Below are 12,709 nucleotides of genomic sequence, written 5' to 3' on the forward strand. Positions count from 1 at the left end.
GCGATGACCATGAAAGCATTTGTTATCGCGACCCTGGCGCTGTTCAGCAGTTGCTCGGTGAGCGCTGCCGAAACCGATCTGATCAAGCAGGGCGAATACCTGGCCCGTGCCGGTGACTGCGTGGCCTGCCACACCGCCAGGGACGGCAAGCCGTTCGCCGGCGGGCTGCCGATGGAAACGCCCATCGGCATGATCTATTCCACCAACATCACCCCGGATAAAACAGGCCTGGGCGACTACAGCTTCGAAGACTTCGACAAGGCCGTACGCCATGGCGTCGCCAAGAGCGGTAGTACGCTGTACCCGGCGATGCCCTACCCGTCTTACGCGCGTGTCAGCGAAAGCGACATGCAGGCGTTGTACGCGTATTTCATGAAAGGCGTGGAGCCGGTGGCCCAGGAAAACCGCGACAGCGACATTCCCTGGCCCCTGAGCATGCGCTGGCCATTGGCGGCGTGGCGCTGGATGTTTGCGCCTGAGGTGGCGGATTACCAGGCGCCGGCGGGTGCCGATCCGGTGATCAGCCGTGGCTCCTATCTGGTGGAAGGCCTCGGCCACTGCGGCGCGTGCCATACGCCGCGTGCGCTGACCATGCAGGAAAAAGCCCTGAGCGCTGCCGATGGCAACGCGTTCCTGTCCGGCAGCGCGCCGCTGGAAGGCTGGATCGCCAAGAGCCTGCGCGGCGATCACAAGGACGGCCTCGGCAGCTGGAGCGAAGAGCAACTGGTGCAGTTTCTCAAGACCGGTCGCAGTGACCGCAGCGCGGTGTTTGGCGGCATGAGTGACGTTGTCGTCCACAGCATGCAGTACATGTCTGAAGACGACCTGACCGCTATCGCCCGTTACCTCAAGAGCCTGCCTGCGGTCGATCCCAAGGACCAGCCGCATCAGTACGATAAACAGGTGGCCGAGGCGCTGTGGAAGGGCGATGACAGTAAGCCGGGCGCGTCGGTGTACATCGACAATTGCGCGGCTTGCCACCGTACCGATGGCCATGGCTACACGCGGGTGTTCCCTGCGCTGGCAGGCAATCCGGTGCTGCAGACGGCGGATGCCACGTCGTTGATCAACATCGTGTTGAACGGCGGCACCCTGCCGGCTACCCATGCGGCGCCATCGACCTTCACCATGCCGGCGTTTGCCTGGCGTTTGTCGGATCAGGAAGTGGCGGACGTTGTCAGTTTCATTCGTGGCAGCTGGGGCAATAAAGGCACGCCGATCAGCGCCAGCGAGGTGGCCGACCTGCGCAAGAGCGATATGCGCAGCACCTCGGGCGATGACCTGGGGCAGGTCACGCAAAAGCACTGACCGCCGGACGGCACTGGTCATAACGCTTGTGTCTCGATACTGTACATAAAAACAGTATCGAGGCATTTTCATGACGACTGCGCTGCCGCCCCGTGGCCGGGGCACGGCCACCAATCTGCACAACCGCTTTGCGCCCACCGTCAGCGTGGCTGAAGACGACGGCTGGCATCAGGAAGTGCCGCAGACCCAGGGCACCGAAGTGCGCATCGAAACGGCCAAAACCATCATCACGCGCAACAACTCGCCGGATCTGCCGTTTGATCGTTCGATCAACCCGTATCGCGGCTGCGAGCATGGCTGCATCTACTGCTATGCGCGGCCCAGCCATGCCTATTGGGACATGTCGCCGGGGCTGGATTTCGAAACCCGTCTGATCGCCAAGAGCAATGCCGCCGAGGTACTCGAGCAGCAACTGTCCAGGCCCGGCTATGTGTGTGCGCCGATCAACCTGGGTTCCAATACCGACCCGTACCAGCCCATCGAGCGCGAGTACAAAATCACCCGGCAAACCCTGGAAGTGCTGCTGCGCTATCGGCACCCGGTGACCATCATCACCAAAGGCTCACTGATACTGCGCGACCTCGACCTGCTCACCGAACTGGCCCGGCAACGGCTGGTGGCGGTGATGATCAGCCTCACCAGTCTGGACGACGAACTCAAGCGCATCCTCGAACCGCGCGCGGCGGCGCCCAAGGCGCGTTTGCGGGCCATTCGCGTGATGCGTGAGGCAGGCATTCCGGTGGGTGTGCTGTGCTCGCCGATGATTCCGATGATCAACGACAGCGAGCTGGAAAACCTGCTCACCGAAGCCCACGCTGCCGGGGCGCAAAGTGCGGCCTACATGATGCTGCGCCTGCCGCTGGAGGTGGCGCCGCTGTTTGAGGAGTGGCTGGCGGCACATTACCCGCAGCGCGCGGCCCACGTGATGAGCCTGGTGCGCCAGGTGCGCGGGGGTGAGGTGTACGACAGTCGGTTCGGCGTGCGCATGCGTGGCGAGGGGCCCTTTGCAGACCTGTTGGCACAGCGGTTCAGCAAGGCGCTCAAGCGCCTGGGCCTGGATCGTCGGGAGGGGTATAACCTCGATTGCACGGCGTTCTGTCCACCGGGTAGACAGATGGCACTGTTATAGACTGATCGGTTGAGGTACACGGTTACTGTAGGAATAGTCGCGTTTTGATATCAATGAAACCCTTGATCTAGAGCGGTTCATTCAGCTTGAGTTAAGTTTCGATGGTTACCTTGTTCAGCGAGTGACCAATGAGTCGGTGACCTGGTTTGTGGCAATTGCACAACTATTTCACGGCTCTGGCGTCGAACTGAGCTGAACCCTGCCCCTGCATAAAGTATGAGGATGAATCATGAGTGATAACGATAAACAGCCGTTGGCTGCGTCGGCTTCAGCCCCTCAAGTGGCGGAGTCCGCCGATGCAGCGCTGCAGCACATCGTTGATGGTTTTTTGCATTTCCATCACGACGTCTTCCCCCAGCAGGAAGAATTGTTCAAGAAACTCGCCACGGCCCAGAGCCCACGTGCGATGTTCATTACCTGTGCCGATTCGCGCATCGTGCCCGAGCTGATTACCCAAAGCTCCCCTGGCGACCTGTTCGTGACCCGTAACGTCGGCAACGTGGTTCCGCCCTATGGCCAGATGAACGGCGGCGTATCCACCGCCATCGAGTACGCGGTACTCGCCCTGGGCGTGCAGCACATCATCGTGTGCGGCCACTCCGACTGCGGCGCCATGCGCGCAGTGCTCAACCCCCAGAGCCTGGAGAAGATGCCGACGGTCAAGGCCTGGCTGCGGCATGCCGAGGTCGCCAAGACCATGGTCCATGACAACTGCGACTGCGCCAATGAAGGCGAAAGCATGCAGGTGCTGACCGAAGAAAACGTCATCGCCCAGTTGCAGCATTTGCGCACCCACCCGTCCGTGGCTTCGCGCATGGCCAATGGCCAATTGTTTATCCACGGCTGGATCTACAACATCGAGACCAGCGAGATCCGCGCCTACGACGCGGATCAGTCGGCATTCCGACCGTTGGGCGGTGAAGGTCCGATTCCGTCCGCGACGCCTAAAGCGCGCTTCTAACACACTTCCCTGCCGGGTAAAGCGGTGGCTGCCATGGATGCAGCCAGGCTTTACCGCGCCCGGCGAATGCCTCGGGAGAGTCATCATGCGTGCTGCTCAATTGAAAGCTGTATTGCCACGGGAGCTGCTCGCTTCCGTGGTTGTGTTTCTGGTCGCCCTGCCCCTGTGCATGGGGATCGCGATCGCGTCCGGCATGCCGCCGGCCAAGGGCCTGATCACCGGGATCATCGGCGGGTTGGTGGTGGGCTGGCTGGCGGGGTCGCCGCTGCAGGTCAGCGGCCCGGCGGCGGGCCTTGCGGTGTTGGTGTTCGAGTTGGTGCGTCAGCACGGCATGCTGATGCTCGGGCCGATTCTGCTGCTGGCGGGCTTCCTGCAATTGGTGGCCGGGCGTTTACGCCTGGGCTGCTGGTTCCGCGTGACGGCGCCTGCAGTGGTGTACGGCATGCTCGCGGGTATCGGCGTATTGATTGTGCTGTCGCAGGTGCATGTGATGCTCGACGGTGCGCCCAAGCCTTCCGGGCTGGACAACCTCACGGGCTTCCCGGCGGCGCTGGTCGAAGCGATCCCGACGCTGGGCGGCGGCCTTGGCTGGCAGGCCGGTCTGCTGGGGCTGTCGACCATGCTGGTGATGTACCTGTGGGACAAATTGCGCCCGCAGAAACTGCGCTTTGTGCCCGGCGCTCTGCTCGGTGTGGGCCTGGCGACCGTGACCAGCCTGGTGCTGGCGTTGCAGGTCAAGCGCGTGGAAGTACCGGAAAACCTGGCGGACGCCATCGATTGGCTACGTCCCAGCGACCTGCTCAACCTGGCCGATCCGCAGCTGTTGATCGCGGCGTTCGCCGTGGCGTTCATCGCCAGCGCTGAGACCCTGCTGTCCGCCGCCGCGGTTGACCGTATGCACAGTGGGCAGCGCTCGGACTTCGACAAGGAATTGTCTGCTCAAGGTGTAGGCAACATGCTCTGCGGTCTGGTCGGCGCCCTGCCGATGACCGGCGTGATCGTGCGCAGCTCGGCCAACGTCCAGGCCGGCGCCACCACGCGGCTGTCGGCGATGTTCCATGGCCTGTGGCTACTGGGCTTCGTGCTGCTGCTGTCGAGCGTGCTGCAAAGTATTCCCGTGGCGAGCTTGGCCGGCGTGCTGGTATACACCGGGATCAAGCTGGTGGACATCAAGGCGTTCAAGGCGTTGGGGCGCTATGGGCGGATGCCGATGTTCACCTACGCGGCCACGGCCCTGGCGATCATTTTCACCGACTTGCTGACGGGCGTGCTGGTGGGCTTCGGTCTGACATTGCTCAAGCTCGCGTTCAAGGCCTCACGCTTGAAAGTCAGCCTGATCGACCTGCCGCAGGACGCCGAGATGGAACTGCGCCTGACCGGTGCGGCGACCTTCCTGAAGGTACCGGCGCTGACCCAGGTGCTGTCGACGGTACCGGCGGGGACCACCGTGCATGTGCCGCTCAATAACCTGAGCTATATCGACCATTCATGCCTGGAGTTGCTGGAGGAATGGGGCCGCGCAAATGCGGCGAAGGGCTCGAAGCTGGTGATTGAGGCGCGGGGGCTGAAGCGTCGCCTGGAAGGGCGGATAAGGACCACAACCGGGATTGGATCCGCCCCGGCTTGAACACCTGGGTGGCTCCGCCAAGGTGAGAGGGCTTGTTGTGGCAAGCCCTAATCCCGTTCAGCTAAGGAAAATGTGTGGGCTTATTGTGGCGAGCGGGATTGCCCCGCGTTGGGGTGCGAAGCGCCGCCAATCGAGCAAAACGCGGTGTACCTGATACGGCTCAGCGCCTGGCTTTGGGGCTGCTGCGCAGCCCAACGCAGGGCAAGCCTGCTCGCCACAAGGGTGTGGTTGACTGCTCATGGGCAGTGTGAAATTTCAGGCTTTAACATCAACACGTTATTTTTGTTTGCTAAGAAGGCGTTTGCGCCCTCCCGCATTTGATCTTTTGGCTGTGCAGATCAGGCAGGCTGATCCAGGGCCAGTTCAACGCCCAACTGCCGTGAAAGGCACGGCCAGCGCTTCCACGCAGCTTCGGTGTTCGGGCTTCTCAGCTTTTCCCGGTAGCGCTCTACCGACTCCAGCGCAAAACTCTCTTCGTTGAGCATTTCATCCACCGCCAGGTGTACCGCCTCGTCCAACTGGTTGGCGAAGGCTTCGCCGATCAATTGGTGGGCAATCAGGTTGGCCACGGTGGTATCCGCCGGTATCAACGGCTGACCGAAATGCTTGATATACAGATCGTTTACTTCTTCCACCAGGCGATGCGCCAGGTAGGCCTCATCGAGCAAACTTTCCAGGCCCTCGTGCCCGGCGAGGATTGACGGTGGCTGCAGGAAAAAATGCTCGGCGATCTTCAGTACCGGTTTGATCTGGCTTTCGATACCGGCTGCGCGGGCCACGTCATTGGCGGCGTCCAGCAGGTCCGGGACGAGGTCGATGTAGGCCGTGACGAAGCGTGTCATGACCCCGTTGCGATCACGTTCAGCCAGGGAAATGGCCGAATGCAGGTGCGGCAATTGTTTTTCCAGTTGCAGGGCCAGTTGGCCCGTGCTGGCTTCGTGGTGATGGGCACGGGAAATCTGCTCGCGCAATGCGGCGGTGTTCATGGTGGCTCCAGTCAAGCAGGTGTAGGAAAGAGGAGAAGTTAGCCCGTTTATCCGAGCGCCTAAGATGCATTTGTCATAATTACTTCATGGTTATGCGCGTGCGCTATATCCCAGCGCAAATTTTAGTCGCAAAAACGTTTCCGCTCCTGACTTTATCGGGTGGGACTGATCGTTTTTCACTGATTTTCCCGGCTACATCACGAGTTTACGAACGCTGCCTATACTCGACGGTGTCCTGGACTGTGTGGCCCTTGCGGATACTGGGTGGGTGTTATGGCTGAATCTGTTCCGCTCAAACGGTTTATTGCGCGCGTGCTGATCCTCGCGGTGGCGATGTTCGCTTTCAGCTTTGCTCTGGTGCCCATCTACGATGCGCTGTCCAGCGCGTTCGGCCTCAACGACGGGACCGCCGGGCAATACAGGGGATCGCAGGTGGTGGACTCGATGCGCCAGGTGCGGGTGCAGTTTCAGTCCACCAATGCCGCCAATATGGCGTGGGATTTTCATGCCAAGGCCAGTGAGGTCGTGGTCCATCCAGGCGCCGTCAGCGAGATGCTGTTCGTGGCCTACAACCCCACCGACAAACCCATGACCGCCCAGGCGGTGCCGAGCATTTCCCCGGCGCAAGCCGCGCCGTACTTCCACAAGACCGAGTGCTTCTGTTTCACCCAGCAAGTGCTGCAACCCGGCGAGCGCATAGAAATGCCGGTACGTTTCATCGTCGACCGCGACATGCCCCGGGATGTGACGCATATAACGCTGGCTTACACGTTGTTCGATATCACTGCTCACTCATCGCCCGTAGCCCTGCGTGGCGAGGGCTAGCTACTGTTTGCCCCCTCCATAACGGAGGCAAATACATGCTCAATCATGATACGTACTACATAACCTGAAGCAGCATTACACCCAGCTGCTTCTCCTGCTTTACACTCCGGCACCTGTTGCTGTCGTTTATCGCCCTGCTCATAAACCACTCCTACTGTTGACCCTATGACTCGAACTCAAAAAACTGTCTTCATGCTGATTGCCCTGGTGGCGTTGATCCTGGGCCTCATCGTTAACAAGGCGATCTCGGGAAGGGGTCAGGTTGACTCTGTGGCGTTGATCGACGCAGGCATCATCCTGCTGCCGCAAAGCCGCCAACTGCCGCCAGTGACCCTGCAAGATCAGAACGGCCAGCCAGTGGTGATCAACGAGTTGAAAGGCAAGTGGAGCCTGCTGTTCTTCGGCTACACCTTCTGCCCGGACATCTGCCCCACTACCCTCGCCCAATTACGCCAAATCAAGAGTGAGTTGCCCAGGGAGGCTGTGGATAAGTTGCAGGTGATTCTGGTCAGTGTCGACCCGCATCGCGACACTCCGGCGCAGCTCAAGCAGTATTTGGGTTACTTCGATCCGCAGTTCCGCGGCCTGACCGGTGCGACTGTGGATGATGTGCAGAAGGTGTCGAATGCCGTGAGCATCCCCTTCATACCAGCTGACACCAGCAAGCCCAACTACACCGTCGACCACAGTGGCAACCTCGCGATTATCGGGCCGGACGGCACCCAGCGCGGGTTTATCCGCGCGCCGTTGAACAACCAGAAGCTGGTGGCACAGTTGCCGGGATTATTGCTGCGCAAGTAAGGCCGGCACAAAAAAAGTGGGAGGGGGCTTGCTCCCGATAGCGGTGAGTCAGTCGACCTATCAGTTGACTGAAGCGCTGCTATCGGGAGCGAGCCCCCTCCCACTTTTTTGACCTCCATCAGGTTGGAGGTCGCAGATTTACGGACGAATCAGAACGCTGGCTTGATCGCACCCTTGTATTTCTCTTCGATGAATTGCTTCACTTCAGGGGTGTGCAAGGCGGCTACCAGCTTCTTCACGGCGTCCGAGTCCTTGTTGTCTTCGCGGGTCACCAGGATGTTCACGTAAGGCGAGTCGCTGCCTTCGATCACCAGCGCGTCCTTGGAAGGATCCAGCTTGGCTTCCAGGGCGTAGTTGGTGTTGATCAGCGCCAGGTCAACCTGGGTCAGCACGCGCGGCAGGGTGGCGGCTTCGAGTTCGCGGAATTTCAGGTTTTTCGGGTTGCCGGTGATGTCCTTGATGGTCGACAGGATGTTGGTCGGGTCCTTCAGGGTGATCAGGCCGTTTCTGGCCAGCAGCAACAGGGCGCGGCCGCCGTTGGTGGCGTCGTTGGGGATGACCACGTTGGCGCCGTCCGGCAGCTCGTCGAGCTTCTTGTACTTGCTGGAGTACGCGCCCAGAGGTTCCAGGTGCACGCCGCCAACGCTCACCAGGTGAGTGCCCTTGGCCTTGTTGAACTCATCCAGGTACGGCTGGTGCTGGAAGAAGTTGGCGTCCAGGCGTTTTTCTGCCACCTGCACGTTGGGCTGCACGTAGTCGGTGAAGACCTTGACCTGCAGGTCCACGCCTTCTTTGGCCAGGGCAGGCTTCACGAACTCGAGGATTTCCGCGTGCGGCACCGGCGAGGCTGCAACGGTGAGGGTTTCGGCGTGGGCGGAAAACGCCGCAACGGCGGCAAAAGCGACCAGTAGTTTTTTCATGCAGCAAGCTCCTTGTTCGGTTAATTGCCGGCTTCTGGCCGGCAATGGCCGTTATTTTCGAGAAAAATGCACCACCAGTCGATCGCCGACGGTTTGCAGGATTTGCACCAGAATCAACAGCATTACCACGGTGACCACCATCACGTCGGTCTGGAAGCGCTGGTAACCAAAACGGATCGCCAGGTCACCCAGGCCGCCGGCCCCGACCACACCGGCCATGGCCGTGTAGGACACCAGTGTAATCGCCGTCACCGTAATCGCTGCAAAGATGCCGGGCCGTGCCTCGGGCAGCAATGCGTTGGTGATGATCTGGCGAGTGCTGGCGCCCATGGACTGGGTGGCTTCGATGATGCCGCGGTCCACTTCACGCAGGGCGGTTTCCACCAGCCGCGCGAAGAACGGCGTGGCACCGACCACCAGCGGCGGGATCGCACCCGCCACGCCCAGGGACGTGCCCGTGATCAACACGGTGAACGGAATCATCACGATCAACAAAATGATGAAGGGCAGCGAGCGCAGCATGTTCACGATCAGCGACAGCAGTGCGTACAGGCCTTTCTGCTCGAACAGCTGACGCGGGCTGGTCAGGAACAGCAGCACCCCCAGCGGCAGGCCCAGCAGCACGGTAAAGAACAGTGAACCGAACAGCATGGTCATGGTGTCGCCCGTGGCGAGCCAGATCTCGGACCAGTCGATATTGGCGAAGAAACTCAGGAAAACGTCCATCAGCGCAGCACCTCCATATGGACATCGGCAGCGGTAAATCGCGCAAATGCCGCGTCCATGTCACCGCCGGTGACGGCCAGGGTCAGTTGCCCGTAAGGGATATCTTTGATGCGGTCGATCCGACCGGCGAGGATGCTGTAGTCCACCCCCGTTTCGCGGGCGACGGTGCCCAGCAATGGCGCGTAGGTCGCTTCGCCCTGGAATGTCAGGCGCACGATGCGGCCTGGCACGTGGGCGAAATCATCGCGCTGCTCGCTTTCGTCGATCTGGTCGGCTTCCTGCACGAAACGCTTGGTGGTCGGGTGCTTGGGGTGCAGGAACACCTCGGCCACCGAGCCTTGTTCGACGATGACGCCGGCGTCCATTACGGCCACCTGGTCGCACACGCGCCGGATCACGTCCATTTCATGGGTGATCAGCACGATGGTCAGCTTCAGCTCGCGGTTGATCTCGGCCAGCAGTTGCAAAACCGACGCCGTGGTTTGCGGGTCGAGGGCGCTGGTGGCTTCGTCGCACAGCAGAATTTTTGGCTTGGTCGCCAGGGCGCGGGCGATGCCGACGCGCTGTTTCTGGCCGCCGGACAGTTGCGCCGGGTATTTTTTGGCGTGGTCCGACAGGCCCACGCGGGCAAGCAACTCGGCCACGCGCAGGTCGATGGCCTTGCGCGACAACTCGCCGGCCAGGGTCAGCGGCAGTGCCACGTTGTCGGCGACGGTCTTGGACGCCAGCAGGTTGAAGTGCTGGAAAATCATCCCGACCTGCTGACGGAAGCGGCGCAGGCCGTTGGCATCCAGTGCGGTGACTTCTTCGCCGTCGACCGTGATCTGCCCGCCACTCGGTTCTTCGAGGCGGTTGATCAGGCGCAGCAGCGTACTTTTACCCGCACCCGAATGGCCGATGAGGCCGAACACCTGGCCGTTTTCGACGCGCAGGCTGGTGGGGTGCAGGGCGGGGATATCCCTACCGGCGACGCGGTAGGTTTTATGGACGTTTTGAAACTCGATCACGTAGCGAACCTTGTGGGGCGCATGGAAAAGGGATCAGCGGTTAGCCGGGCGCGCATTTTAGCCTGTCCGTATAGTCTTTCTTAGCATTTATTTCGCATTCAACCAGCGATTTGGCAATAACGCGATCAAAGGTCATAAAAAAGGAACGGCCCAAAACCTCATTAGTCACTACTTAAGCAACTCGATTTCCCAGGTGCCGTGCCTGGGGTTTTGCTCAAAAGAGCCGGGGAACGCTCTGGCCACTTTGAATAAGGAGTTTTGACTGATGAGTAACAAGAAGCCAGCCACCCCGCCGAAGAGTGAACTCGCGGGCACCGATACCCTTGACCGTGGCAACACCAACGCCAAATTGCAGGCCCTGGAAGAATTCCGTTCCGACGCGACCGGCCAGGCGCTGCGCACCAACCAGGGCGTGAAGATTTCCGACAACCAGAACAGCTTGAAGGTGGGCGCTCGCGGCCCCTCGCTGCTCGAAGATTTCATCATGCGTGAAAAGATCACGCACTTTGACCATGAGCGCATTCCAGAGCGCATCGTGCATGCCCGTGGTACCGGCGCCCATGGTTACTTCCAGACTTACGAAGACCACTCTGCGCTTAGCAAGGCTGGTTTCCTGCGGATGCCGGAGCATAAAACGCCGGTATTTGCGCGCTTCTCCACCGTGCAGGGCCCGCGCGGCTCCGGCGATACTGTGCGTGACGTGCGTGGTTTTGCCGTGAAGTTCTTCACCGACGAAGGCAACTTCGATTTGGTGGGCAACAACATGCCGGTGTTTTTCATTCAGGACGCGATCAAGTTTCCTGACTTTGTGCATGCCGTAAAACCTGAGCCGCACAACGAGATTCCTACCGGCGGTTCGGCCCACGATACCTTTTGGGACTTCGTGTCGCTGCAACCGGAATCGGCGCACATGGTGATCTGGGCCATGTCCGACCGTGCCATTCCAAAAAGCCTGCGTGCCATGCAGGGTTTTGGCGTGCACACCTTCCGTTTGATCAACACCGAAGGCAAGTCGAGCTTCGTCAAGTTTCACTGGCGGCCAAAGGTCGGCACCTGCTCCCTGGTGTGGGACGAAGCGCAGAAGTTGGCCGGTAAAGACACCGACTACCACCGTCGCGACCTGTGGGAAGCGATTGAGAGCGGCGACTACCCTGAGTGGGAGCTGGGCGTTCAGATCGTTGCAGAAGAAGACGAGCATAACTTCGACTTCGACCTGCTTGACCCGACCAAGATCATCCCCGAAGAGCTGGTGCCGATCACCCCGCTCGGCAAGATGGTGCTTAACCGCAACCCGGACAACTTCTTCGCCGAGGTCGAGCAGGTTGCGTTCTGCCCAGGCCACATCGTGCCGGGTATCGATTTCACCAACGACCCGCTGCTGCAAGGCCGTCTGTTTTCCTACACGGATACGCAGATCAGCCGACTGGGCGGGCCGAACTTTCACGAGATCCCGATCAACCGTCCGGTTGCGCCGTTCCATAATGGCCAGCGCGACGCGCAGCACCGCACCGTGATCGACAAGGGCCGCGCCGCCTACGAGCCGAACTCCATCGACGGTGGCTGGCCGAAAGAAACACCGGCAGGCCCGACTGACGGCGGTTTCGAAACCTATTACGAGCGTGTTGACGCCAACAAGGTGCGTGAGCGCAGCGAGTCGTTCGGCGATCACTTCTCCCAGGCCACCCTGTTTTTCAACAGCATGAGCCACCACGAGAAAGAGCACATCATCGCGGCCTACAGCTTCGAGTTGGGCAAGGTCGAGCGCGAGTACATCCGTGCCCGCCAGGTCAACGAGATCCTCGCCAACATCGACCTGGAACTGGCCAAGCGCGTTGCGCAGAACCTGGGCCTGCCGGCGCCGGCCAAAGGCACCGTGCCTGTGCGTGAGACCTCGGTTAAAAAATCGCCGGCCTTGAGCCAGGTGAACCTGCTATCGGGTGATATCAAGACGCGCAAAGTGGCGATTCTGGCGGCCAATGGCGTGGACGGCGCAGCGATTGATGCAATGAAAAAAGCGCTGGAGGCAGAAGGTGCCCACGCCAAGTTGCTGGGGCCGACTTCGGCGCCGGTGACGACGGCAGATGGCAAGGCGCTGCCGGTGGATGCGTCGATGGAAGGCATGCCGTCGATTGCCTTTGACGCGGTGTTTATCCCGGGCGGTAAAGCTTCGGTGGACGCGCTGAGCGGTGACGGTGTGGCGCTGCACTATGTGTTGGAGGCGTACAAGCACCTGAAGGCGATTGCGGTCGCCAGTGACGTGAAGCCGCTGTTGGATCTGCTGAAGCTGGAGGCGGACGAGGGGCTGATCGTGGGCGCGGATGCGAAGGCGTTCAAGGCGTTCTTTGCGGCGATTGCCGAGCATCGGGTCTGGGATCGTGAGGCCAAGGCCAAGGCAATTCCGGCTTAACTTATTGGTTGT

11 protein-coding genes are annotated in these 12,709 nt (G+C 60.6%); 7 read left to right on the forward strand and 4 right to left on the reverse strand.

The genetic code is table 11. From position 1 onward, the window contains the following. Positions 1–9: 9 nt before the first annotated feature. The 4 genes from JOE32_RS17645 to JOE32_RS17660 all read left to right on the forward strand — a co-directional run bounded on the left by JOE32_RS17645 (position 10) and on the right by JOE32_RS17660 (position 5,025). Complete coding sequence (locus tag JOE32_RS17645; RefSeq protein ID WP_209986823.1) at positions 10–1,308, forward strand: cytochrome c; 1,299 nt, start codon at positions 10–12, stop codon at positions 1,306–1,308. A 70-nt stretch (positions 1,309–1,378) separates the two neighbouring features. Continuing rightward, positions 1,379–2,437, forward strand: coding sequence for a PA0069 family radical SAM protein (locus tag JOE32_RS17650; RefSeq protein ID WP_209986826.1), 1,059 nt, complete (start codon positions 1,379–1,381; stop codon positions 2,435–2,437). Between the two features lie 229 nt (positions 2,438–2,666). Continuing rightward, complete coding sequence (locus tag JOE32_RS17655; protein WP_003233703.1) at positions 2,667–3,398, forward strand: carbonic anhydrase; 732 nt, start codon at positions 2,667–2,669, stop codon at positions 3,396–3,398. An 85-nt stretch (positions 3,399–3,483) separates the two neighbouring features. After that, on the forward strand, positions 3,484–5,025 hold the full coding sequence (locus JOE32_RS17660; protein WP_209986831.1) for a SulP family inorganic anion transporter: 1,542 nt from the start codon (positions 3,484–3,486) through the stop codon (positions 5,023–5,025). 338 nt (positions 5,026–5,363) lie between these two features. On the opposite strand, the gene JOE32_RS17665 is transcribed toward JOE32_RS17660, so the two are convergent. Further along, a complete protein-coding gene (locus JOE32_RS17665; protein ID WP_209986834.1) occupies positions 5,364–6,011 on the reverse strand; it encodes a hypothetical protein in 648 nt (215 codons plus the stop codon). A gap of 273 nt (positions 6,012–6,284) precedes the next feature. Here JOE32_RS17665 and JOE32_RS17670 point away from each other — a divergent pair, with 273 nt between their 5' ends. Both JOE32_RS17670 and JOE32_RS17675 read left to right on the forward strand, forming a co-directional pair. Continuing rightward, a complete protein-coding gene (locus JOE32_RS17670; protein ID WP_209986837.1) occupies positions 6,285–6,836 on the forward strand; it encodes a cytochrome c oxidase assembly protein in 552 nt (183 codons plus the stop codon). A gap of 165 nt (positions 6,837–7,001) precedes the next feature. Continuing rightward, positions 7,002–7,637, forward strand: coding sequence for an SCO family protein (locus JOE32_RS17675; RefSeq protein ID WP_209986841.1), 636 nt, complete (start codon positions 7,002–7,004; stop codon positions 7,635–7,637). A 149-nt stretch (positions 7,638–7,786) separates the two neighbouring features. Here JOE32_RS17675 and JOE32_RS17680 read toward each other — a convergent pair whose 3' ends face one another. Genes JOE32_RS17680 through JOE32_RS17690 form a run of 3 tightly spaced genes read right to left on the reverse strand, consistent with a single transcriptional unit; the run spans position 7,787 to position 10,290 of the window. After that, positions 7,787–8,557, reverse strand: coding sequence for a MetQ/NlpA family ABC transporter substrate-binding protein (locus tag JOE32_RS17680; RefSeq protein ID WP_209986844.1), 771 nt, complete (start codon positions 8,555–8,557; stop codon positions 7,787–7,789). Positions 8,558–8,608: 51 nt separating this feature from the next. Beyond that, positions 8,609–9,283 carry a methionine ABC transporter permease gene (locus tag JOE32_RS17685; protein WP_209986847.1) on the reverse strand — a complete coding sequence of 225 codons (675 nt, stop codon included), beginning with the start codon at positions 9,281–9,283 and terminating at the stop codon, positions 8,609–8,611. Beyond that, a complete protein-coding gene (locus JOE32_RS17690; RefSeq protein WP_057006188.1) occupies positions 9,283–10,290 on the reverse strand; it encodes a methionine ABC transporter ATP-binding protein in 1,008 nt (335 codons plus the stop codon). The genes JOE32_RS17685 and JOE32_RS17690 overlap by 1 nt, the downstream gene beginning before the upstream one ends. A 265-nt stretch (positions 10,291–10,555) precedes the next feature. Between JOE32_RS17690 and katE the strand changes: the two genes are divergently transcribed. Continuing rightward, positions 10,556–12,697: a catalase HPII gene (gene katE / locus JOE32_RS17695; RefSeq protein WP_209986849.1), complete on the forward strand. Its 2,142-nt coding sequence runs from the start codon at positions 10,556–10,558 to the stop codon at positions 12,695–12,697. Positions 12,698–12,709: the final 12 nt, after the last annotated feature.

This window comes from Pseudomonas sp. PvP025, assembly GCF_017832155.1.
Lineage (GTDB): Bacteria > Pseudomonadota > Gammaproteobacteria > Pseudomonadales > Pseudomonadaceae > Aquipseudomonas.